Annotated in this window: 23 protein-coding genes; 13 read left to right on the plus strand and 10 right to left on the minus strand. The window is 53.3% G+C overall.

Annotated features, from left to right (window positions below; genetic code table 11):
• Positions 1-40 precede the first annotated feature (40 nt).
• From HB664_RS07740 to adrA, 5 genes are all read left to right on the plus strand, one after another.
• Positions 41-1,255 (plus strand): multidrug efflux MFS transporter, encoded by a 1,215-nt coding sequence (locus tag HB664_RS07740; RefSeq protein ID WP_094934774.1) that lies wholly within the window; start codon positions 41-43, stop codon positions 1,253-1,255.
• A 210-nt stretch (positions 1,256-1,465) separates the two neighbouring features.
• A complete protein-coding gene (gene iraP, locus HB664_RS07745) occupies positions 1,466-1,726 on the plus strand; it encodes an anti-adapter protein IraP (RefSeq protein ID WP_024906786.1) in 261 nt (86 codons plus the stop codon).
• 99 nt (positions 1,727-1,825) lie between these two features.
• Positions 1,826-3,241 carry an alkaline phosphatase gene (phoA, locus tag HB664_RS07750; protein ID WP_219940566.1) on the plus strand — a complete coding sequence of 472 codons (1,416 nt, stop codon included), beginning with the start codon at positions 1,826-1,828 and terminating at the stop codon, positions 3,239-3,241.
• 89 nt (positions 3,242-3,330) lie between these two features.
• A complete protein-coding gene (gene psiF, locus HB664_RS07755; protein WP_023334671.1) occupies positions 3,331-3,651 on the plus strand; it encodes a phosphate starvation-inducible protein PsiF in 321 nt (106 codons plus the stop codon).
• 102 nt (positions 3,652-3,753) lie between these two features.
• Positions 3,754-4,857, plus strand: a complete 1,104-nt coding sequence (gene adrA, locus HB664_RS07760) for a diguanylate cyclase AdrA (protein WP_219940567.1) — start codon at positions 3,754-3,756, stop codon at positions 4,855-4,857.
• A gap of 14 nt (positions 4,858-4,871) precedes the next feature.
• Here adrA and proC read toward each other — a convergent pair whose 3' ends face one another.
• Positions 4,872-5,681, minus strand: a complete 810-nt coding sequence (gene proC / locus HB664_RS07765; protein ID WP_023310536.1) for a pyrroline-5-carboxylate reductase — start codon at positions 5,679-5,681, stop codon at positions 4,872-4,874.
• A 97-nt stretch (positions 5,682-5,778) separates the two neighbouring features.
• On the opposite strand from proC, the gene HB664_RS07770 reads away from it, so the two are divergent.
• The 5 genes from HB664_RS07770 to ppnP all read left to right on the plus strand — a co-directional run bounded on the left by HB664_RS07770 (position 5,779) and on the right by ppnP (position 8,415).
• Positions 5,779-6,237: a YaiI/YqxD family protein gene (locus tag HB664_RS07770; RefSeq protein ID WP_010428006.1), complete on the plus strand. Its 459-nt coding sequence runs from the start codon at positions 5,779-5,781 to the stop codon at positions 6,235-6,237.
• 143 nt (positions 6,238-6,380) lie between these two features.
• Positions 6,381-6,905 (plus strand): shikimate kinase AroL, encoded by a 525-nt coding sequence (aroL, locus tag HB664_RS07775; RefSeq protein WP_029739752.1) that lies wholly within the window; start codon positions 6,381-6,383, stop codon positions 6,903-6,905.
• 44 nt (positions 6,906-6,949) lie between these two features.
• Positions 6,950-7,141 carry a protein YaiA gene (yaiA, locus tag HB664_RS07780; protein WP_032638425.1) on the plus strand — a complete coding sequence of 64 codons (192 nt, stop codon included), beginning with the start codon at positions 6,950-6,952 and terminating at the stop codon, positions 7,139-7,141.
• Positions 7,142-7,378: 237 nt separating this feature from the next.
• Positions 7,379-8,056, plus strand: coding sequence for an AroM family protein (locus HB664_RS07785; RefSeq protein WP_167818689.1), 678 nt, complete (start codon positions 7,379-7,381; stop codon positions 8,054-8,056).
• A gap of 71 nt (positions 8,057-8,127) precedes the next feature.
• Positions 8,128-8,415 (plus strand): pyrimidine/purine nucleoside phosphorylase, encoded by a 288-nt coding sequence (gene ppnP, locus HB664_RS07790; protein WP_008503270.1) that lies wholly within the window; start codon positions 8,128-8,130, stop codon positions 8,413-8,415.
• A 48-nt stretch (positions 8,416-8,463) separates the two neighbouring features.
• On the opposite strand, the gene rdgC is transcribed toward ppnP, so the two are convergent.
• On the minus strand, positions 8,464-9,378 hold the full coding sequence (rdgC, locus tag HB664_RS07795; protein WP_023310540.1) for a recombination-associated protein RdgC: 915 nt from the start codon (positions 9,376-9,378) through the stop codon (positions 8,464-8,466).
• A 123-nt stretch (positions 9,379-9,501) separates the two neighbouring features.
• On the opposite strand from rdgC, the gene mak reads away from it, so the two are divergent.
• Together mak and HB664_RS07805 are read left to right on the plus strand one after the other, a co-directional pair.
• Positions 9,502-10,407, plus strand: a complete 906-nt coding sequence (gene mak, locus HB664_RS07800; protein ID WP_219940568.1) for a fructokinase — start codon at positions 9,502-9,504, stop codon at positions 10,405-10,407.
• Positions 10,408-10,895: 488 nt separating this feature from the next.
• Positions 10,896-11,840 carry a fimbrial protein gene (locus tag HB664_RS07805; protein ID WP_219940569.1) on the plus strand — a complete coding sequence of 315 codons (945 nt, stop codon included), beginning with the start codon at positions 10,896-10,898 and terminating at the stop codon, positions 11,838-11,840.
• 47 nt (positions 11,841-11,887) lie between these two features.
• Here HB664_RS07805 and HB664_RS07810 read toward each other — a convergent pair whose 3' ends face one another.
• The 8 genes from HB664_RS07810 to sbcD form a co-directional block, all read right to left on the minus strand.
• Complete coding sequence (locus HB664_RS07810) at positions 11,888-12,097, minus strand: AlpA family transcriptional regulator (protein WP_219940570.1); 210 nt, start codon at positions 12,095-12,097, stop codon at positions 11,888-11,890.
• 19 nt (positions 12,098-12,116) lie between these two features.
• Positions 12,117-12,386: a hypothetical protein gene (locus tag HB664_RS07815; RefSeq protein WP_219940571.1), complete on the minus strand. Its 270-nt coding sequence runs from the start codon at positions 12,384-12,386 to the stop codon at positions 12,117-12,119.
• Between the two features lie 14 nt (positions 12,387-12,400).
• Entirely contained in the window at positions 12,401-12,613 is a 213-nt protein-coding gene (locus tag HB664_RS07820; RefSeq protein WP_219940572.1) for a hypothetical protein, read from the minus strand.
• Positions 12,594-13,217, minus strand: a complete 624-nt coding sequence (locus HB664_RS07825; protein WP_219940573.1) for a KorB domain-containing protein — start codon at positions 13,215-13,217, stop codon at positions 12,594-12,596. Before HB664_RS07825 ends, HB664_RS07820 begins: the two co-directional genes overlap by 20 nt.
• Positions 13,208-13,651, minus strand: coding sequence for a hypothetical protein (locus tag HB664_RS22800; RefSeq protein WP_258235881.1), 444 nt, complete (start codon positions 13,649-13,651; stop codon positions 13,208-13,210). The genes HB664_RS07825 and HB664_RS22800 overlap by 10 nt, the downstream gene beginning before the upstream one ends.
• Positions 13,590-14,480 carry an integrase family protein gene (locus tag HB664_RS07835; protein WP_219940574.1) on the minus strand — a complete coding sequence of 297 codons (891 nt, stop codon included), beginning with the start codon at positions 14,478-14,480 and terminating at the stop codon, positions 13,590-13,592. The genes HB664_RS22800 and HB664_RS07835 overlap by 62 nt, the downstream gene beginning before the upstream one ends.
• Positions 14,481-14,721: 241 nt before the next feature.
• Positions 14,722-17,853: an exonuclease subunit SbcC gene (gene sbcC, locus HB664_RS07840; RefSeq protein ID WP_219940575.1), complete on the minus strand. Its 3,132-nt coding sequence runs from the start codon at positions 17,851-17,853 to the stop codon at positions 14,722-14,724.
• Entirely contained in the window at positions 17,850-19,055 is a 1,206-nt protein-coding gene (gene sbcD, locus HB664_RS07845; RefSeq protein WP_219940576.1) for an exonuclease subunit SbcD, read from the minus strand. The genes sbcC and sbcD overlap by 4 nt, the downstream gene beginning before the upstream one ends.
• 187 nt (positions 19,056-19,242) lie before the next feature.
• On the opposite strand from sbcD, the gene phoB reads away from it, so the two are divergent.
• Positions 19,243-19,932 (plus strand): phosphate response regulator transcription factor PhoB, encoded by a 690-nt coding sequence (phoB, locus tag HB664_RS07850; protein WP_008503265.1) that lies wholly within the window; start codon positions 19,243-19,245, stop codon positions 19,930-19,932.
• Positions 19,933-19,945 lie beyond the last annotated feature (13 nt).

The following is a 19,945-nucleotide window of genomic DNA, read 5'->3' on the forward strand; positions in this document are numbered from 1 at the left end:
TCTGTAGGCGAATTCGCCTAAAAATGAAGACTATTTCTTTATGGAATCCTGGAAAGTTAATCTCATCTCGGTCTGGTTCGGCTGCTTCTTTACCGGGCTGGCCATCAGCCAGATCCTGCCGTTCCTGCCGCTGTACGTCTCGCAGCTGGGGGTGACCTCGCATGAAGCGCTCTCCATGTGGTCCGGCCTGACGTTCAGCGTCACGTTTCTGGTCTCCGCCATTGTGTCACCGATGTGGGGCAGCCTGGCGGATCGTAAAGGCCGAAAACTGATGCTGCTGCGCGCCTCGCTCGGGATGGCGATTGCCATTCTGCTCCAGGCCTTCGCCACCAACGTCTGGCAGCTGTTTTTCCTGCGTGCGGTGATGGGGCTGACGTCCGGGTACATTCCAAATGCCATGGCGCTGGTCGCCTCTCAGGTGCCGCGCGAGCGTAGCGGCTGGGCGCTGAGTACGCTCTCCACGGCCCAAATAAGCGGCGTCATCGGCGGTCCGCTGCTGGGCGGCTTTCTGGCGGATCACGTCGGGCTGCGCGCCGTATTTATCATCACCGCGATCCTGCTGGTGGTCAGTTTTCTGGTTACGCTCTTTCTTATCAAAGAGGGAGGCCGCCCGGTTATCAGTAAATCTGAACGCCTGAGCGGCAAGGCCGTCTTCGCCTCGCTGCCCTATCCTGGACTGATGATCAGCCTGTTTGTGACCACTATGGTTATCCAGCTTTGTAACGGTTCGGTCGGTCCGATTCTGGCGCTGTTTATCAAGTCGATGGAGCCGGAAAGTACAAATATCGCTTTTCTGAGCGGCATGATTGCCGCCGTGCCGGGCGTATCCGCCCTGATTTCCGCGCCGCGTCTGGGAAAACTGGGTGACAGGATCGGCACGGCGCGCATCCTGATGGCGACGCTGATCTTTGCGGTCGTGCTCTTCTTCGCGATGTCGTTTGTCACCTCTCCGCTTCAGCTTGGCGTATTGCGATTCCTGCTCGGGTTTGCTGATGGTGCAATGTTGCCTGCGGTACAGACCCTGCTGGTTAAATATTCCAGCGATCAGGTGACGGGGCGTATTTTTGGATATAACCAGTCATTTATGTATCTGGGGAATGTTGCCGGTCCGCTTATTGGCGCATCCGTTTCCGCGATGGCCGGTTTTCGTTGGGTATTTGCCGCCACGGCGATTGTCGTTTTAATCAATATTATCCAGCTGGTTATTGCGCTGCGTCGCCGCAGACAAATGGCGGAAGCGAAATCGTCGAGATAATCGTTTTGTTGATGTATTATATATTCTTATGGTAGCCGCATTTTTATATAACAAAATGCGGCGCTTTTTTATAGAAAAACGTTTCGCTCACCGCGGCGGTCCTTTATTTTCATTCCTGCATCACTTTTGCATACCATAATAAATTTCTTCTCTTTGCATTATGGATTCAGAATGCTAACTTCAGACAAAACTGAAAAAGGAACTGGCACGATGAAAAATCTCATTGCTGAATTGCTGGTAAAGCTGGCGCAAAAGGAAGAGGAGTCAAAAGAGCTGGTAGCCCAGGTCGAAGCGCTGGAAATTGTGGTCACCGCGCTGCTGCGACAAATGGCGAAAACCGATCAACAGGCGTTGATTGAGAGCGTGGAAGGCGCGCTGGACAGCGTCAGGCCTGAATCGCAGGTTCCGGTTGAGGATGCCGAGATGCTCCACCAGTACGTAAAGAAGCTGTTAAGGCATCCGCGCAGCTAAACCGTCACAGGACGTAACGACGTGTCATAGAATTGTCATGCAGGATGCCTATAGTCGCTCTGTTTTTATTTTTATGTATTTGTACATGGAGAAAATAAATTGAAACAGAGCGCACTTTTCATCGCATTACTTCCCCCGTTAATTACCCCTGCCATTTATGCCGATACTGCCCAAACCAGCGTGCTGGATAATCGCGCGGCAAAAGGGGATATCACCCAGCCTGGCGGCGCACGCCGTTTATCAGAAGATCAAACTGCCGCTATTCGCGCTTCGCTGAATGATAAGCCGGCGAAAAATATTATTCTGATTATTGGCGATGGAATGGGGGATTCCGAAATCACGGCGGCGCGAAATTATGCCGAGGGTGCGGGCGGCTTTTTTAAAGGCATCGACGCATTACCGCTGACCGGACAATATACCCATTACGCGCTGGATAAAAAAACCGGTAAACCGGATTACGTCACGGACTCCGCGGCCTCTGCTACGGCGTGGTCCACCGGCGTGAAAACCTATAATGGCGCGCTGGGTGTGGATATTCACGAAAAAGATCATCAAACCCTTCTGGAGATGGCAAAAGCGGCGGGCCTGGCGACCGGCAACGTCTCCACCGCTGAACTTCAGGATGCAACGCCCGCGGCGCTGGTGGCGCACGTGACCTCGCGTAAATGCTACGGTCCGTCAGTGACCAGCGAAAAATGCCCGACGAACGCGCTGGAAAAAGGCGGCAAAGGCTCGATTACGGAACAGCTGCTGAACGCGCGTCCTGACGTGACCCTCGGCGGCGGCGCGAAAACCTTCGCAGAAACCGCAACGGCGGGCGAGTGGCAGGGCAAAACGCTGCGCGAGCAGGCGCAGGCCCGCGGCTATCAGCTGGTGAGTGATGCAAATTCGCTGGCAGCCATCACCGAGGCGAACCAGGACAAGCCGCTGCTGGGGCTATTCTCTGACGGCAACATGCCCGTGCGCTGGGAAGGACCAAAAGCCTCTTATCACGGCAATATCGATAAACCTGTCGTAACCTGTACGCCTAACCCGAAACGCACGGACAGCGTACCGACGCTGGCGGCGATGACCGATAAAGCCATCTCTCTGCTGAGCAAGAGCGAAAAAGGGTTCTTCCTGCAGGTCGAGGGCGCGTCGATCGATAAGCAGGATCATGCGGCGAATCCGTGCGGCCAGATTGGCGAAACCGTCGATCTGGACGAAGCGGTGCAGAAGGCGCTTGAGTTCGCGAAAAAAGACGGCAACACCCTGGTGATCGTCACCGCGGACCATGCGCACGCCAGCCAGATCATCCCGCCAGATACCAAAGCCCCGGGCCTGACGCAGGCGCTGAATACCAAGGATGGCGCCGTTATGGTGTTGAGCTACGGCAACTCTGAGGAAGAGTCCATGGAGCACACGGGCACCCAGCTGCGCATTGCTGCCTATGGCCCGCACGCGGCAAACGTGGTAGGCCTGACCGATCAAACGGATCTGTTCTACACCATGAAGGCAGCGCTAGGTTTTAAATGATAAAATCCCGGCGGAAATCACATCTGTCGGCTGGTTTTTTTCCTGTCACGAACCAGACTTACAGGGAATGTTCACAAAAGGATGGTGCAATGAAAACAACATTACTGGTTACTCTGCTCTCCGGCCTGTTCCTGGTCGCATCGGCGAACGCGGAAGAGAAGACGCTAACGCCGCAACAACAGCGTATGACCACCTGTAATCAACAGGCGACGTCGCAGAGTCTGAAGGGAGATGCCCGCAAGACCTACATGAGCGACTGCCTTAAAAATGGCGCCGCGAAGCCGGCTGAAAAAAGCCTGACGCCGCAGCAGCAAAAAATGCGCGAGTGTAATGCGAAAGCGACCGAGCAGTCCCTGAAGGGGGACGACCGCAGCAAGTTCATGAGCGCGTGCCTGAAGAAAAAAGTGTAGTTCAAACGGGTGAGCGGCTCCGGCGGCTCACCCGAAATTTCATACTTTCCCCGCAGACCCCCTCTCTATAATTTGGGAAAATGTTTCAGAATATTCCCAAAAATGATGAATGATGAAACGTATTACAACAAAAAGCGCATTCGGGAAGAGTGGAATCTAACCCTTTCTCAGGATGACCCTCACCGCGCCGGCATTCAGTTTGCCCGGCGAGTTCGGCTGGCGCGCGCCGTCGGGCTGGCGGCGATGTTTTTCCCCGTTGCGGGGATGCTGGTCACCCATTTTTTACCCGGTGGCTGGTGGCTTTTACTGGTGGGGTGGTCGTTCGTCTGGCCCCATTTTGCCTGGCAGCTGTCCTGCCGTGCCGCTTCACCTCATCAGCAGGAAATTTTCAATCTTAAAATCGATGCCATTATCGCCGGGCTCTGGATAGGCGTGATGGGGATGAATGCGTTACCCACCGCAGCGCTGGTGATGATGGTGGGGATGAATATGATGGGTTCCGGCGGCTGTCGTCTGTTTATCCCGGGGATCGCGTTGACGCTGCTCTCCGCGCTGGTGACCCTGCCACTCGTCGGGAAAGTGGCCGTCTTCAACCCCGACCTCGTGGAGTGGGGCTTAACGTTACCCGTGCTCGTGCTGTATCCCATGCTGTTTGCCTGGCTCAGCCACCGAACCGCCGTCAGGCTTGCGGAACATAAGCAGCGGCTGGAAATGATGAGCACCCGCGACGGGATGACCGGGGTCTTTAACCGTCGGCACTGGGAAATGCTGCTGCGAATTGAATTTGAGCATTGTCGGCGAGACCACAGCACCGCCACGATATTGCTGATTGATATCGACCACTTTAAAAACATCAACGACACCTGGGGGCACGACGTGGGCGACGAGGCGATCATCGCTATTACGCGTCAGCTCCAGCGGTCGGTACGGTCAGGCGATGCGATCGGTCGGTTTGGCGGGGATGAGTTTGCGGTGATTATGTCGCAGACCGCGGCGGAAAGCGCCATCGCCGTGATGTCGCGACTGCATGAGCGGCTGGAAAAACTGACGTTACCGTGCGCGCCAAAAGAAGCGCTGCGCATCAGCGTAGGCGTTGCCCCCTGGGGGCCGCAGTTTGGACATTATCGGGAGTGGCTAAAGGCGGCGGACGTGGCGCTGTACAGGGCGAAAAATGCCGGGCGCGGCCGCACCGAAGTGGCCGCCTGACGCCCGGTCAGAAATCAGGATTTACTCAGCTTCTCTGATTTTTCCATGCATTTTGCCATCGCTTCAATGACGGCCGAGCGGAATCCGCGCTCTTCCAGCACCCGCACCGCTTCGATGGTGGTACCGCCCGGGGAGCAGACCATATCTTTCAGTTCACCCGGGTGTTTGCCGGTTTCCAGCACCATTTTGGCGGAGCCCATGACGGCCTGCGCGGCGAATTTATACGCTTGCGCGCGCGGCATTCCGCCAAGCACGGCGGCGTCGGCCATCGCTTCTAAAAACATGAACACATAGGCAGGGGCTGAGCCACTCACGCCGACCACCGGATGGATCATCGATTCGGCAATCACTTCTGCCTCACCGAAGCAGCGGAAAATATTCAGCACGTCGGCCACTTCTTCTGTGGTCACCAGCGCGTTAGGCGTGACGGAGGTCATGCCGGCATTGACCAGCGAGGGGGTGTTGGGCATGGCGCGGACGATTTTACGATCGTGACCCAGCGCGCGCGCCAGCTGATCGAGCGTGACGCCCGCGGCAATCGACACGACCAGCGTCTCTTTATTCAGGCTGGAGGTGATATCGCTCAGCACTTTGATCATGATGTTCGGCTTGACGGCGCCAAAGACGATATCGGCGACCTGGGCGACTTCCTGCGCGCTTTCGGCGGCGTTGATCCCATATTGATCGCGCAACTCGGCGACTTTGTCCGGTGACGGGGTATAGACCCAAATCTGACCCGGCAGCACCTGCCCGCTGGCGATCAGACCGCCCAGGATGGCTTTGCCCATGTTACCGCAGCCGATAAACCCGATTTTCTTGTCCATCACGATTCTCCGTCATTATGCGTTGTTTTCTCTGATTGATAGCTTAACAACGAAATGCAGGCGACAATAGTCGGCAGACTCATTATGGGGAGACAATATGGCGATTTGGGTTGATGCGGACGCGTGTCCGAACGTGATTAAAGAGATTTTATTTCGCGCCGCCGAGCGCGTTCAGATGCCGCTGACGCTGGTGGCGAACCAGAATATTCGCGTACCGCCTTCGCGGTTCATTCGCTCCTTGCGCGTGCCGGCCGGGTTCGACGTGGCGGATAACGAAATTGTTCGCCTGTGCAGCGCGGAGGATCTGGTGATCACGGCGGATATTCCGCTGGCTGCCGAAGTGCTGGAGAAAGGGGCGGCGGCGCTCAATCCGCGCGGGGAGCGTTACTCGCCTTCGACCATTCGCGAGAAGCTCACCATGCGCGACTTTATGGATACGATGCGGGCCAGCGGCGTGCAGACCGGTGGACCGGACAGCCTGTCCCAGCGCGATCGCCAGCAGTTCGCTGCCGAGCTGGATAAATGGCTGCTGGAAGTGAAACGCCGCACAGCGTAATGATAATTATTGTCAATTTGTGGTACAGTGTGGCGTCCACAGGGTTGTCATCCCGTACCGCTTTGCAGTAAAGTAATCGCAACATCTTCTGCAATTATTTCTTTACACTCTTCAGCCATTCGGCATCAAGGGGAACACCTGGCATGACCCAACCCATCTTTTTAGTTGGCCCCCGCGGCTGTGGGAAAACCACCGTTGGCCTGGAGCTGGCACGCGTGTGTCATCGCCAGTTTGTTGATACCGACCACTGGCTGCAAACCGAGGCCGGAAAAACCATCGCCGAGATTGTTGAGCAAGAGGGATGGGAGAGCTTTCGCGCGCGCGAAACCGCCGCGCTGAAAGCGGTCACCACCCCGTCTGCCGTGATCGCCACTGGCGGCGGCATTGTTCTGGCTGAGTGTAATCGCCACTTTATGCGCGAAAAGGGGATTGTGATTTATCTCAGCGCGCCGGTGTCGGCTCTGGTAGGGCGGCTGGAAGCCTTTCCGGAAGAGGGGCAACGCCCCGCGCTGACCTCCAGGCCGCTCAGCGAAGAGGTGAGCGAAGTGCTGGCCGAACGCGATGCGCTATACCGCGAAGCGGCTCACCACGTGGTGGATGCGTCAGCCTCTCCCGAAGACGTTGTGATTCAGATTATTACCGCCCTGCGTTTGGCTTGTGCCAGCTAACCGGCGTCTATACTTATAGCTCAGACATAAAAAAAGGATGAGCTATGCCAACCAGACCTCCCTATCCGCGTGAAGCACGCATTGTTACCGTTGAAAAAGGCCAGACGGGTCATACCGTGACCTGGTATCAACTGCGTGCCGATCACCCCAAGCCGGACTCGCTGATCAGTGAACACGAGACTGAACAGGAAGCGCTGGATGCGAAACGGCGCTACGAAGATCCCGATAAAACCTGACCCTTTTCCTAAACGTTCCAGTATCGTGCCTGAATCACACTTTTTACTCATCGGGAAAGTTAAGCAGGAGTTAATATTTAGTTATTACAAGTAACTCCGGTATCGGCAGGCGATCTTTACATTTCGATGTCGGGATCACCTGCTACGCTTGGTGCTGTTTTGTTGAAAAAATGAACTGCGCAGCGTAGTGAGCCTGTACCTGTGTGTACGATGTTGGAGTAATGGAAGGCGATCAAGATGAAGGCAACGTTGGCGATCCTCACCATTGGTGTGGTCCCTGTAAGCGAAGTGTTACCGCTCTTAACCGAGCATGTATCTGAACAACAGATAACGCATCTTAGCCTGCTGGGGAAGATGAGTCGGGAAGAGGTCATGGAAGACTACGCTGTCGAGGCGGGGGAGGATCCCCTGGCGACGTTATTAAGCGACGGTAAACTGGCGCACGTTTCGCGTCAGAAAATCGAGCGCTCGCTGCAGGGCGTGATAGAAGTGCTCGATAATCAAGGTTATGACGTTATTTTGCTGATGAGCACCGCGCCCATTAAGGGGCTTACGGCGCGTAATGCGATTTTGCTTGAGCCGATGCGGATCATTCCACCGCTGGTGGCCTCCATCGTGGATGGTCATCAGGTGGGGGTGATTGTGCCCATTGAGGAGCTCATGGATAACCAGGAAGCAAAATGGCACGTGCTGGAAAAAATGCCCTTGTATGCGCTGGCAAATCCGTTCTGGGACAGTGAGGCAAAACTTATTGCTGCCGGGAAGGAACTGCTTGAGAGAGGAGCAGATGTCTTGATTCTGGACTGCCTCGGTTTCCATCAGCACCATCGTGATCTGCTGCAAAAAGCGCTGGATGTGCCCGTGCTGTTATCCAACGTTCTGATGGCTCGCCTGGCCTCGGAACTTCTCATGTAATGATTTTGCGTGACAGGTGATGAGCATGGCCCCTATAGTGAATTTTTATCTATAAATATAAGGGCCAGTTCATGCTTCAAAGTAACGAATACTTTTCCGGTAAAGTGAAATCCATTGGTTTTACCAGCAGCAGCACTGGCCGCGCCAGTGTCGGCGTTATGGCGGAAGGGGAATACACCTTTGGCACGGCGGAAGCTGAAGAAATGACGGTCGTCAGCGGTGCGCTGAACGTCTTACTGCCGGGTGAAACGGAATGGAAAGTTTACGCTGCCGGGCAAGTTTTCAACGTCCCTGGCCACAGCGAGTTCCATTTGCAGGTCGCTGAACCTACCTCTTATCTGTGCCGCTATCTGAAATAAAAAATAAGCCGGGTGGCGCTAACGCTTACCCGGCCTGCGTTTTGCCTCTTATCTCTGCGCTTCGCCGCCGAGACCTTCCACCAGATTCTGAATCAACGCGGCCAGCTCGCCGGTCATCAGGATGAAGTCCGCGTCAAAGCGCTGGGCATAATCTTCCCTGTCGATATCTTCGTTCTGATCGCGCAGCTCGTCGCAGAACTTCAGACGCTTCACGGAGCCGTCGTCGCACATCACGAACTGAATGCGCTGCTGCCAGTCGAGCGCCAGTTTAGTGACCACTTTACCCGCTTCGATGTGGACGGCGATCTCGTCGCTCACCAGATCCTGCTTCTTCGCGCGGATCACGCCGCCATCTTCCAGCAGGGCTTTCAGCTCGGCTTCATCAAGGATCTGGAAACCCTGAGCCGCAGCGCCGCTGCGTACCCATTCGGTCAGCGTCAGCTCGATCGGCGTTTCCAGCGCCAGCGGAACGACCGGTAAAGATCCGATGCTTTTACGCAGCAGGGCCAGCGTATCTTCTGCTTTCTTGGCGCTGGCGCAGTCCACCATGATCAGCCCGTTGACGGTGTCGATCCACATCATGGTCTGGCTGAAGCGGCTGAAGGCGCGCGGCAGCAGCGAGTGCAGCACTTCGTCTTTCAGCGAATCTTTCTCGGTCTTTTTCAGCTTGCGGCCCTGTTCGGCTTCCAGCTTGAAAATTTTCGCTTCGAGCGCCTGCTTAACCACCGGCGTCGGCAGGATTTTCTCTTCTTTACGGGCGCAGACGATGATTTGACCCGTGCTGCTGGCGTGGGTCAGTGCATCGCTTTGTGAACCCATTGGCGGAACCCAGCCGGTTTTCGCCATATCCTGGCTACCGCAAGGGGAAAAGGTATAAGCGGCTAACTGTTTTTCCATCTCTTCTGCACGCAGCGAAACGTCGCGGCTGAGACGGTAAACCATCAAATTTTTGAACCACAGCATGATAATTTCCACGGCCTTGTCGTTAAATCAGCGGGCATGATAACGAATTGTCGCATCGCTTGCATTGCTAATCGGGAAGCGTGCTTCTACTCTGTTGATAATCAAAATAATGAGGAGAGTCTTGTGCGTATTGGGATCGATTTGGGCGGCACCAAAACAGAAGTCATCGCACTGAGCGAGCAGGGGGAGCAGCTGTTTCGCCACCGTCTGCCGACGCCGCGCGATGATTATCACCAGACTATCGAGACGATTGCCAGCCTGGTTGAGATGGCAGAGCAGGCGACAGGCCAAACCGGCAGCGTCGGGATGGGGATCCCGGGGTCGATCTCCCCGTATACCGGGGTGGTTAAAAACGCCAACTCCACCTGGCTCAACGGTCAGCCGTTTGATAAAGATTTGAGCCAAAGTCTGAACCGGGAAGTGCGTCTGGCCAACGACGCCAACTGCCTGGCGGTCTCTGAGGCCATCGACGGCGCGGCGGCCGGTGCTCAGACCGTGTTTGCCGTGATTATCGGTACCGGCTGCGGTGCGGGCGTGGCGTTCGGCGGGCGCGCCCATATCGGCGGTAACGGTACCGCGGGCGAGTGGGGACACAACCCGCTGCCGTGGATGGATGAAGACGAGCTTAAATACCGCGCTGAGGTGCCGTGCTACTGCGGAAAGCAGGGCTGTATTGAGACGTTTATCTCCGGCACCGGTTTTGCGACCGACTACCACCGCTTAAGCGGCCAGCCGCTAAAGGGCAACGAAATCATGCGTCTGGTCGAAGAACAGGATCCGGTCGCCGAGCTGGCCCTTAGCCGCTACGAAATGCGGCTGGCGAAATCCCTGGCGCACGTGGTGAATATTCTCGATCCGGACGTGATTGTGCTCGGCGGCGGCATGAGCAACGTTGACCGGCTGTACGCCACGGTACCGAATCTGGTGAAACAGTGGGTGTTTGGCGGCGAGTGTGAAACCCCGATCCGCAAAGCTGTCCACGGTGACTCCAGCGGCGTGCGCGGCGCGGCGTGGCTGTGGCCGGAATAAAAGCAAAAAATGTTTATTCCCTCTCCCTGTGGGAGAGGGAAAAAGTAAAAGGCTGAAGAGAAAATATACCCTACAAAACAATAATTTAGTTGATAAAGGATTCATTCAGTATTTTTGGAGTTCAATAAAAAGTTCAAAAAAGAAAAAACAAAATCCATCAGTTTCACGCTTTTGCATAAAAACTGCATAAAAGAATTAGTAGCAGTGTCGGTTTAAAATGCAAATCAATAATTGAAAAGAGTACCATTGGAATTTATTTATGATCTATTAAAGTCTAATCGTAAAATTATTTACAAGGGAGGTGCTAATTTTCACGTTTTTTTTCATATTGTAACCCCTTGAAATATATAGAAAAAAAATACAATGAAAATATTATTATTTGTTATTGTCAAGTACAAAGCAGTCCTCATGAGGATATTTTTTTAATTATCAATATAATATTATTGGAGTATATCTGTTTGAAATCTATACTTTTCGAGTAAAAAGGAATGAAAGAAATGAAAGGAAAACAGCATATACTATTTTTTTTCCTATTAATATGCATTTCTAATATAGCTTCAGCGGATTGTTGGTTTTACAGCGGTAATTATCTGGACGAAACAGTTACTCTTGACAATATAATTGTTCAGCGCGATACACCTCCCGGTACTGTTTTGCAGACAAAAACCGTCAGTTTCACAAAATTCGGACCTGAATGTAGTGATGGTACATACGGTGTCTGGGACGTGGGAATATTTTCTACTGAATCATCCGTATCGCATGTTTATAAAACCAATGTGGAGGGGATAGGTATTCGTGTGTCAACAGAATATGGTGTTATTCGAAATGATCATCTGACTCCGATTGGTATGTGGCAAAATTTGTCCTCGGTCAAAGTTGAGATAATTAAAACTGAGGGAGAAGCTCAGTCTGGTACGATAAACTCAGGCATGATTATGAGATGGGATGTCGGTGATGGGCCTGATTCAGCACTGACGATGTCGGTTATGAAACTGAACATGATGGGAGGAAATGTTACTTCTTTAAAATGTTCAATTCAGTCAGGAGCAGGTCTGGCGTTCCCGATGGGCAATGTTCCATCTTCTGACTTTGAACACACAGGAGCATTCTCAAAAATCACACAGACTGTCAATTTAAAACTGGATTGCGATGAAGATGCTAACGTGAATGTCACGCTGAATGGAAGACAAAATCCAGACACCTCAGACAACAGCGTTATCGCTTTATCAGACGAAGAAAACGTAGCTACAGGAGTGGGGGTTCAGATCCTTTATGATAATAATCCGCTCAAAATTAATGAAATGGTCAACCTGAACCGATCGGCTGGTGGCCCTGAGACTTATCCGTTTACTGCCCGATATATACAAACTAAGGATAAAATTCACGCTGGAAAAGCGAATGCAATTGCAACGTTGAATATTGCGTATCAGTAAATCAAAGGAGTGGGTACATCCCTGTACGTTTAGCTGCTACTTACTAACTACTTTTTATTGACAAGGCGTAATTGTTCATCCTTCTGACCTGCTACCCACTCCTGAAAATCAGACTCAAGCCAACCCAGGAATGTACCTCCAACCTTCCTTGGTTTTGGAAACTCGCCCGTTTTAATCATCTTTCGGATCGTGGGGGGAGTTTTACCAACGAGGCGGCACATCTCACCCATCTTGATATAGCGTACTGAAAGCGCCATAGATACCTCCAGATCGCAGCTAGTGTTTCCGCTTGATCGGGATAATCATGGTAAGGGTCGAAAGCTGTTCCGGCGAATCGCTTTCATAAACCATACGCATGATATTGAGCATTGAATTTTCACAGATAAGCGCATCATTCATCTTTAATGCTTCTTCAAAACGTGAAACCAGTTCTTTGATTGCATCGCTCTCAAGCGCGTAATCGTGCTCAATCAAAGCTGCAAATTTTTTTACTTTTGCGGCAAGTTCTTCTGACAACATATTTACGATAGCATTTGAATCAGGCATAGGAACCTCACACATTAAATGTGGCGATCAAATTCATGATATATCATTAATATCCAGTTCTCACCCTTATCTTTAGAAAGCAATCGCCAGGATTTGTTAACATAAATCACCAGATATTTAGTTCTGTATAATTTATGCGGTATTAACACCTTTTCTTTGAAAAGATTAAGATGTTGTTTTGCTTTATCAAGGACGTTTTGCGGGGCATTACGATTGACCAGTTCCATTAGATATCCCTTCTAATTTGTTCTGATACAAAGTGAGAATATCAATTACTTCTTTAGCGCTTTCAGCTTCAAGTACAAACTGGACTTTATTATCTTTTGTCCGTTGTGTTGACTCACTGATAAGCTGAATAAAGCGGCGCAACTTTTTTGGGGTGATCTGCGGTTCGCTGAGGCTGCGAGTGATCTTTTCTTTACCTTTACGTGTAGCGGATTCAAGCTGCGCCTTAACAACAGCATCAACCTGATCTCCGTGTTCTCTTGTTAATTCAACAGCATATGAGTAGTTGATTTTAGACTCGGCAACCAGCGATTTAATATAATCAGAGCATTCCATCAGGGCCAGATGAATGACCACATCAGACTCAGATCGTCCGATTTCCGAACTGATTTCATGAGGTTTTTTTCCAAGCAAAACCATGCGCTGATAGCCAACGCCACGGTCAAGCGGGGTCAACTGTAACCCATCAGCAGTTTTAAGCATCAGACGAACTTTATCAACTTCATCCCCTACAAATTCCTGACATTCAACAGAATTAATCTGAATACCACGCTGGCGGCAAAGTTTTGCCCCCGCCAGACGATGATGCCCGTCAATTAGAAACACTTCTTCTCCAATTTCAAAACCGCATCCATTTTCTCTTCAAAGTAATCATAGCGGTCATAGTGTTTAGAAGACACGTCACTTTTATTATGATTCTGAATGCGGTCCCTGATTTCTTTTGATAGTTTAATTTGTCCTCCAAGGGTTTTAAAGGTTCGCCGGAAATCGCGGGGCGTAAACGATTTCATATTAGTACGCTCCCGATAACGACGAATATTATCTCCAAGTAAGCTGGTAGGTAAAAATGGAGTGGGTTTTACAGAGTTCTTTTTAAGGGTTCCCTCCTTCTCTTTTAAAATCCATGCCGCCATTTTTGATTCGTAACGTATATCAGGGAAAAGATATTCACTTTCAGGATAACGCAAACACTTTTCATCAATTAATTCTATCGCGCTGGGGCTTAAAGCGATGTGATACCATTTTTTTTGTTTTGGCAATTCCTGGAGGAATTGAGAGTAGTTGAGCATCACGATTATAATGTTCTTTTTTCGCTGCTAATATTTCGTAGGGGCGCTGACCACAACAAAAGAAAACAAGCTTTAAAAACACACTGATATCAGGCGTAAAATGTTCGCCTGAGTTCGCATCGTTAAGGAGTTGTGCCAGCTCATCGAAAGAAAGATAGCGCTCGCCCACATATGCGTCACACGCAAGCGTAGGGATCGCTGTTACCGGGTTGAAGGGGATATCAAATTTGCTTTGTACAACATCCATCACAGGCGATTTATCAGACTTCATACCCCAGGAAAAGAGAGCACACATGTAGGAGCGCACTTCATTAACCCACTGACGTTTTCCTGTGGTCTTGTATACGTAGTTCAGGATTGCGCGGCAATCATTGGTCGTGATTTTGTTGGCGACTGTGCTCTCAGGTAACAGGCCGCTTTCTGCAATGACAGAGCGCAGACTGATGTAATGCTTGTATGAACGTTTACCCGCTGCAAAGAAGTCTTCCTTGTGCGCTTCAAACAGTGCTTCAAGGGTTCCGGCACCTTTTGAGGCCGTCTTGATCACATCCTTGGATTCTGAAAGGGCTTCGAATTGCTCAAGCGCTTTACTGAGTGGCATATCCGGGTATTCACCTAACGTCTGAAACTTTGCCGTTTTACCAACAAAGTGACGGTAGATAAATTTCTTCTTACCTGTGGTGTATACTCGCACACCTAAGCGGCCCGTACCCCGTTCACCACTGGCGTGATAAACAATATACGGGCTGGTTTTTGCTGGCAGACGATCTAAAGCTTTAGAAGAAAAGACGATGTTCATTATTCAGTTCCTTGCATAATGAGTGAATTTTTATTCATTAACTAAGTTCAAAAACTGGTTCAAAAAAGACTGTTTCTTAAACATTAGCGTAATGACCAAAATTTACCCATGCAACTACAAAAAACTTAATAAAAACAACGCCTTTTAACTTAGATTTTCTTCGATTTTATTCAATTATTTTGGTTCTTCTCCCTGTGGGAGAGGGCTAGGGTGAGGGCATCAGACCGCACCGACCTACCATTCAGCCCACCGCAAATTCCTTATCCAGCCTGCTATAACCCAGCCCGTTAATTTTCTTCACCTTGATCTGTACCGGAATGCGCTCTTTCATCGCCTCAACGTGGCTGATCACGCCGATGGTTTTCCCGGTGGCGTTCAGCGCGTCGAGCGCATCCAGCGCGGTATCCAGCGTTTCACTGTCGAGCGTGCCGAACCCCTCATCCAGGAACAGGGAATCGATCCGCGTCTTATGGCTCACCAGATCGGAAAGAGCCAGCGCCAGCGCCAGGCTGACCAGGAAGCTCTCGCCGCCCGAGAGCGTTCGGGTATCGCGAACCGCATCCGCCTGCCAGGTATCGACCACTTCCAGCTCCAGCGCGTCGCTGGCCTTGCGCTGCAGCAGATAACGCCCGTGCAGACGGTTAAGCTGCTGGTTAGCAAGCCAGACGAGATTATCCAGCGTCAGCCCCTGCGCGAATTTACGGAACTTGTCGCCGGTGCTGGAGCCGATCAGCGCGTTCAGATAACCCCAGTCATCCGCCTGGCGCGCGGCCTCTTCAATTTGCTGCATCAACGCCAGCTGGTGCTGACGGTTATCGCTGTCCTGCTTAAGCTGCTGGCGGATCTCGCCCTGATGCGTGGTGTTCTCGCGAAGCCTTTCCGCCAGCTGCTGCAGCTGGCTTTGCAGCGCAGGAGCATCTGCGTTGAGCCCTTCCGGCCGCAGCGCCAGATGAGCCTGCAGCTGCTGGTTAGCCTGGCCGGAAAGGGCCGCGGCCTGCTGTATCTGGCTTTCCAGCGACTGCTTCAGCTGTTCGAGGTGGCGAATAGCGTCGTCATCCAGCAGCGCGGCAAGGAACGCGTCCCGATCGGCAAAGCAGCTCGCTGCGAGCGCCGTGGTGAACTGCGTCTGCGACTGCTGCAGGCGCTCTTGCTCCAGCTTTTCCTGCTGCTGCTGCGCGCTGAGCTGGCTTTGTAGCGACACGCATTCATCGTGAACGTCGCGCCAGCCGTCAGGAATGGCCGGTTCGGCCTCTTCGCCGTTCGTTTCCGGAAGCGTGTCGAGCAGCGGCTTCAGCGCGTTTATGCGTTCCAGAAGCACGCCGTGCTGCGTTTGTTTCTCCTGCCACTGCGCGAATTCCGCTTCGCGGGCGTGCAGCCAGGCGGCTTCATTGCCGTCTTCAGGTACGTTAAGCGATAGCGAGAGCAGGGTGATTTCCAGCGCCTGGCGCGCGGCCGTCAGCTGCTGCTGATACTGTCGCTCCAGCACTTCCTGCTCGTTTAGCTGGTTTTGCAGGGTCAGACGCTGGCTGAGCTGATAAAGCTGGCGCTCGTACTGTTCCTGCTCGTTCATCCATGGCGTGATATCTTCCTGAATATTCAACGCGATGTTCAGGGAAGCGCAGGCCTCCATCCACTCTTTAGTGAGTGCTTGCTCTTCCTGAGAGAGAGTCTGCGCTTCGTCTGACTCGCGCTGGATCTGCTGCGTCAGGGCATTAACCTGTCCCAGCACCAGCAGCCCTTCCTCTTTAAGGGCGGCGACCTCTTTTTCCAGGACATCGCGGCGGCGCTGGTTATCCGTCAGCTCAAGCGACTGGTATTGCGCAACGGCGGGGTGCTCGCTGGAGCCGCACAGCGGACAGGGTTTGCCTGCCTCAAGCCGGGAACGATAGCTTTCCAGGTCTTTAATCGTCGCTTCGGTTTCGCACAGGGCCTTGAGGTCCAGATAGTGCTGGTGTTTCTCTTTGTACTGCTGGCGGCGCAGCGTCAGCGTTTCATTGAGTTTATTTTGATCGGCCTGAGCCTTCTGCACGCTTTCACCGCTCTGGCGCAGGCGCTTTTGCAGCGGCTGATAGCGGGCATGCAGCGACGTCAGCCGCTGACGCAGCGTGCGTGACCGGGACTGCTGCTCCATGGCCGCGCTGACCTCATCCGCCGTCAGCGTCAGCGCATTTTCCGGCATCTCAGCCAGCCTGTTGCGTAATTCACCCATCCGCGCAGCAAGCGAGGCTAACTGCGTTTTGTCGCGGTTAAGCTGTGAGAACTGGGCACGCCAGCCGGCAATCTCCTGCCCCAGCAGGCGATAGCGCTCGTGCTCCGCCAGCCACTGCGCCAGCGCCGTCAGTTCGGTCTGAAGCTGCTCATGATTCCGCTGGGCGGTATGACGGATCCGCGCGCGCAGTGCGGTTTTGGCTTGTAAGCGAGTATTTACTTCAATAATTCGCTGCTGGGTTTGCGTCAGGCGCGCGGTTTGCTCCTGCTGGTGCGCCCAAAGCGGTCGAAGCTGGGCGGCGGGCAGAGCAAGCAGGAGCTTTGCCAGCTCTGGCGCAGCGTTCGTCAGCGCCTGTTGCGCCTGCTGCTGCATCGCGGTGACGCGCTGTTGCTCAAGCACGAGCTCATCATGGCGCGTAAGCCACTGAAAATCTTTCTGTTGGCTTTGCTGCTGAACCAGCAGGATTTTCTCTTCGTCAGTAAGCGCCTGCAAACTTTGCTGCAACTGCTGCTGTTGCTCTTCGCTCAACAGCACGACGCCCGCCGCCTGCGCCTCGCACTTTTCAAGCACGCTGCGGGCGGCTTTATGTTTTTCAAACACCATGGCGGAAATCTGTCCGTAGATCTCGGTGCCGGTCAGCTCTTCCAGCAGCTCGGCGCGATCGCTCGGCCTGGCATTAAGGAAGGCGGCAAACTGCCCCTGTGAGAGCAGCATCGAGCGGGTGAAGCGGCCATAGTCCAGCCCGGTGAGCGCAGCGGTTTGCTCCAGTTTATCCGTCACTTTGTCGGCCAGGATTTTGCCATCTTCGCAGCGCGCCAGCTCCACGCGCGGCGCCTGCAGGTTTCCGTCCGGCTGGTTGCGCGCGCGGTTCTGGCTCCAGAATGCGCGATAGGCGGTGCCTTTTACCTCGAACTCCACTTCCGCCAGGCACTCGGCGGTGTCGCGCGTCATCAGGTCGTTTTGCGCCTGAGAGACCTTCTGCAGTCGCGGCGTTTCGTGATAAAGCGCCAGGCAGATGGCGTCGAGCAGGGTGGTTTTACCTGCCCCGGTCGCGCCGGTAATGGCAAACAGCCCGTTGCTGGCAAACGGCTCCGCGGTAAAGTCAATTTTCCACTCGCCCTTGAGGGAGTTGAGATTTTTCAGGCGCAGGCTCAAAATTTTCATGCGTTTTCTTCCTCATCATTGAGCGCATGCAGGGTATGGCTGAACAGTTCGCTGAGTCTTGCGCGCTTCGCGTCGTCAATTTCCTCCTGCGAGAGCCTGCGTTCAAACACCTCTTCAACCCGAAGCTCACTGAGCGTTTCACGTTGAGCGCTTAACAGAATTTTCTCGCGCTGCTCGCGGCTGCGGCGTACCAGTAAGACTTCGACGGGTAAATCTTCCGTCAGCGCCTGAATTTTACGCTGCATATCGTGCAGGTAGTCGTCGGTGGTGATTTCGATATCCAGCCAGACGGGCGGGTTAAGCGCTGTTCCGCGCCACTGCTCAAGCTGGGCGGTAATGGCGGCAAGATCGCCCTTTAGCACCGCCAGCGGCTGGGTGACCGGTACTTCCAGCGTCTCGACGGCGTGAAGTTTTCCCTCGGAGAAGCTCACCAGATGGACGGACTTGGCTTTGCCCGTTTCGTCAAAGCTGAGCGAAAGAGGCGAGCCGCAGTAGCGGATGTGCTCGCTGCCGCCGACGATCTGCGCCCGGTGTATGTGCCCGAGCGCAATGTAGTCGGCTGGCGGGAAGTTTTGCGCCGGAAAGGCATCCAGCGTGCCGATATAGATGTCGCGTACGGCGTCACTTTTACTGGCCCCGACGGTGGTGAGATGCCCGGTCGCAATCACCGGAATCGGCTGGTCGCCGCGCAGGGCGCAGGCATCGGCGTGCTGCTGGTGATAATAATCCGTGATGGCCTGCAGGAGATGCTGCTGTTTTTCCGCGCCCGACAGCCCCGCCTGACTTTGCACGATGTCCCGCGGACGCAAAAAGGGAATGGGGCACAGCACCGCCCCCGGCGTGCCGTCGCGTTTTTTCAGGATCTGCGGGGCGTGCCCGGCGCTGGCGACGACGGTGGTATTGAGAAATGCCAGGATGTCGCGGGATTCATTGAGCGTCGCGACGGAATCATGGTTGCCGGCGACAATCACCAGATGACAGCCGGTTTGCTGCAAATTCACCACGAAGCGGTTGTACAGTTCACGCGCATAGCTGGGGGGCGAGCCGGTATCAAAGATGTCACCCGCCACAATAATCGCGTCCACCTCGTGCGTCCGGGCCGTTTCCAGCAGCCAGTTCAGGAAGGCTTCATGTTCAGCCGCACGGCTTTTGCTGTAAAAATTTTGACCCAGATGCCAGTCCGAGGTGTGAAGTATGCGCATAGCAGATCCGTGGCAAAAAAGAGAAAGCAGGATTATAAACGTTCAGAGACGGGAAAATAACCGCTGTAATAAAACAACGGTTTGCCCGTTATCGTGGTACTGTTTTTCATAAATCTGTCATAAATCTGACGCATAATGGCGCCGAATTACAAACTTGTAACTTAAATAAGATAAGACAGGGCAAAGTATGGCGAGACGTATTCTGGTCGTAGAAGATGAAGCTCCAATTCGTGAAATGGTGTGCTTCGTGCTCGAGCAAAACGGCTTCCAGCCGGTTGAAGCGGAAGATTATGACAGCGCAGTGAACCAGCTGAATGAACCCTGGCCCGATCTGATTCTGCTGGACTGGATGTTGCCCGGCGGCTCCGGACTGCAGTTTATCAAACACCTGAAGCGTGAAGCGCTGACCCGCGACATCCCGGTTGTGATGCTCACGGCGCGCGGAGAAGAAGAGGATCGCGTTCGCGGTCTGGAGACCGGCGCGGACGATTACATTACTAAACCGTTCTCTCCAAAAGAGCTGGTTGCCCGCATTAAAGCCGTGATGCGCCGTATTTCGCCGATGGCGGTGGAAGAGGTGATAGAGATGCAGGGGCTGAGCCTTGACCCCACCTCACACCGCGTCATGACCGGTGAAAATCCCCTCGACATGGGGCCTACCGAATTTAAACTCCTGCACTTCTTTATGACTCACCCGGAACGCGTTTACAGCCGCGAGCAGTTGCTGAATAACGTCTGGGGAACTAACGTGTATGTCGAAGACCGGACGGTTGACGTACATATTCGCCGCCTGCGAAAAGCACTGGAACTGAGCGGCCACGATCGCATGGTGCAGACGGTCCGCGGCACGGGTTATCGTTTTTCTACCCGTTTCTGAACAATGACAGGAG

The organism is Enterobacter sp. DNB-S2 (assembly GCF_019443845.1).
In the GTDB taxonomy this organism is placed as follows: domain Bacteria; phylum Pseudomonadota; class Gammaproteobacteria; order Enterobacterales; family Enterobacteriaceae; genus Enterobacter; species Enterobacter asburiae_B.

Bases quoted from the DNA above. Each gene is read 5' to 3' on its own strand.
- HB664_RS07770 (WP_010428006.1), top strand. From the start codon at position 5,779: ATGGCGATTTGGGTTGATGCGGACGCGTGTCCGAACGTGATTAAAGAG.
- HB664_RS07805 (WP_219940569.1), top strand. From the start codon at position 10,896: ATGAAAGAAATGAAAGGAAAACAGCATATACTATTTTTTTTCCTATTA.
- HB664_RS07820 (WP_219940572.1), bottom strand. From the start codon at position 12,613: ATGGAACTGGTCAATCGTAATGCCCCGCAAAACGTCCTTGATAAAGCA.
- ppnP (WP_008503270.1), top strand. From the start codon at position 8,128: ATGCTTCAAAGTAACGAATACTTTTCCGGTAAAGTGAAATCCATTGGT.
- HB664_RS07740 (WP_094934774.1), top strand. From the start codon at position 41: ATGGAATCCTGGAAAGTTAATCTCATCTCGGTCTGGTTCGGCTGCTTC.
- adrA (WP_219940567.1), top strand. From the start codon at position 3,754: ATGATGAATGATGAAACGTATTACAACAAAAAGCGCATTCGGGAAGAG.
- HB664_RS07835 (WP_219940574.1), bottom strand. From the start codon at position 14,480: ATGAACATCGTCTTTTCTTCTAAAGCTTTAGATCGTCTGCCAGCAAAA.
- aroL (WP_029739752.1), top strand. From the start codon at position 6,381: ATGACCCAACCCATCTTTTTAGTTGGCCCCCGCGGCTGTGGGAAAACC.
- iraP (WP_024906786.1), top strand. From the start codon at position 1,466: ATGAAAAATCTCATTGCTGAATTGCTGGTAAAGCTGGCGCAAAAGGAA.
- yaiA (WP_032638425.1), top strand. From the start codon at position 6,950: ATGCCAACCAGACCTCCCTATCCGCGTGAAGCACGCATTGTTACCGTT.
- psiF (WP_023334671.1), top strand. From the start codon at position 3,331: ATGAAAACAACATTACTGGTTACTCTGCTCTCCGGCCTGTTCCTGGTC.
- rdgC (WP_023310540.1), bottom strand. From the start codon at position 9,378: ATGCTGTGGTTCAAAAATTTGATGGTTTACCGTCTCAGCCGCGACGTT.
- proC (WP_023310536.1), bottom strand. From the start codon at position 5,681: ATGGACAAGAAAATCGGGTTTATCGGCTGCGGTAACATGGGCAAAGCC.
- sbcD (WP_219940576.1), bottom strand. From the start codon at position 19,055: ATGCGCATACTTCACACCTCGGACTGGCATCTGGGTCAAAATTTTTAC.
- HB664_RS07815 (WP_219940571.1), bottom strand. From the start codon at position 12,386: ATGCCTGATTCAAATGCTATCGTAAATATGTTGTCAGAAGAACTTGCC.
- phoB (WP_008503265.1), top strand. From the start codon at position 19,243: ATGGCGAGACGTATTCTGGTCGTAGAAGATGAAGCTCCAATTCGTGAA.
- HB664_RS07810 (WP_219940570.1), bottom strand. From the start codon at position 12,097: ATGGCGCTTTCAGTACGCTATATCAAGATGGGTGAGATGTGCCGCCTC.
- HB664_RS07785 (WP_167818689.1), top strand. From the start codon at position 7,379: ATGAAGGCAACGTTGGCGATCCTCACCATTGGTGTGGTCCCTGTAAGC.
- sbcC (WP_219940575.1), bottom strand. From the start codon at position 17,853: ATGAAAATTTTGAGCCTGCGCCTGAAAAATCTCAACTCCCTCAAGGGC.